1 protein-coding gene is annotated in these 826 nt (G+C 40.2%); it reads right to left on the reverse strand.

What is annotated here, in order from left to right; all coding sequences use genetic code 11:
- Positions 1-49 precede the first annotated feature (49 nt).
- A partial coding sequence (locus ACEN4N_RS11445; protein ID WP_407094264.1) for an IS256 family transposase occupies positions 50-826 on the reverse strand: 777 nt, incomplete at its 5' end.

Here is an 826-nt window from a genome sequence, read left to right on the forward strand (position 1 = left end):
GGGAGCGTCAAGAAGTTTGTGTAAATAAAGAATTCCTTCTGTAAAAAAATCAGCTCTCTGCTAGTGTTCCAAACATTTCCCATAGCTCTGCTTCAGCTTGCTGGAAACCGCGGTGGCTTCGGGTTAAAAATTTCTGATTGTAAAGATCGAAATTTGAAACTAAAAAGCGATCCATAGATTCTTCATTCTGAAACTGCTCTTTACGCCGACTATATTTTTTAATTTGTTTGTTGAAAGACTCAATCAAATTAGTGGAATACAAGCTCCTACGGATTGAAACAGGAAAGTCATAGAACGTCAGTAAGCTGTCGTTCTCTAAGACCGCTTTGGTTACTCTAGGGTAGCTGGTGTGCCATTTCTCTACAAAATTAAGTCGAGCTTCTATCGCTTTTTCTCGTGAGTCTGCTTGGTAAACAGCTTTAAAATCTTCACATACTTCTCTTCGATCAGCTACGCGTACTTTACTAGCGATATTGCGAGAAACATGAACACAACAGTGTTGATAAGCAGCCTGAGGAAACGCTTGATGAATCGTATCTTTTATCCCTTTAAGACCATCGGTCACAAAGAGGAGAACGGATTTAACCCCACGGCTTATCAAGTCTTCTAATAGCTCTTTCCATGTAACAGTAGACTCATTAGGGGCAATAGCATAACCGAGCACTTCTTTGGCGCCATCTGGACGGATTCCAACCGCTATATGAATCGCTTCTTTATCTACTGTTTTACGTTTCAAGGGAATGTAGGTAGCGTCCAGATAAATAGCGGCATAATGATCATTTAGTGGACGTTTTTTAAAAGCAGCGACTTCTTCAGAAAAGACTTT

This window comes from Ruoffia sp. FAM 20857, assembly GCF_045528645.1.
Classification (GTDB): domain Bacteria; phylum Bacillota; class Bacilli; order Lactobacillales; family Aerococcaceae; genus Ruoffia; species Ruoffia halotolerans.